We start from the raw sequence: 596 nt of genomic DNA, 5'->3' as shown, positions 1-596 counted from the left end.
ATCCGAATTACGTTTTTGCGCGATTGCTTGGCGTTCTAATAAATCATCTAGCTCTTTTACAACTTTTTCTATCGCTTGATCATCATGGTCAAAGTCACTTACAACCTTACCGATATAGCGATCCAAAACTTTCTCTAGTCGTTTCTTATCAGACTTCTCGCTCGCTGAAAGCTTGGCTAGTTTATTCAACAATTGACGCGCTGGATGCGAAGCATTAGAGAAGAAAGTTTTATCTCGAAGAACTACCTTAAGAATAGTGAGTTTAAGTTTTTCTAACCAACGCTCGAGCAAACCACTGACACCGATTTTCTCGACAATGACTTCGAAAAAGCGATCCGTCACATCGATTAGCTCGGATTCTTGCTGGCCAATATTCTTGGCACCGCCCGGCATTTCACTTAGACCACTTTCAATCCAAGTACGTAACTTCTTACGTTCGATTAGCTCGGTATCATCTCTAACTTGCTGTAATTGGCTAATTGCACCAACTAACTGAGCAGGCGCGTATTGACCTACAGGTATACTTTGCGAGTTTGCATCGATTTCTTCCCCAGCAGAAGCTAAGCCTAATTGCCCCCCACTAGTAGAGGAGGTGT

The 596-nt window shown here is 42.8% G+C and carries 1 protein-coding gene; it reads right to left on the bottom strand.

What is annotated here, in order from left to right; all coding sequences use genetic code 11:
• A partial coding sequence (locus tag A3763_RS24580) for a DUF1631 family protein (protein WP_156495313.1) occupies positions 1–596 on the bottom strand: 596 nt, incomplete at both ends.

The sequence above is a fragment of the Oleiphilus sp. HI0128 genome (assembly GCF_001635365.1).
This window is presented reverse-complemented; position numbering and strand designations above follow the sequence as displayed.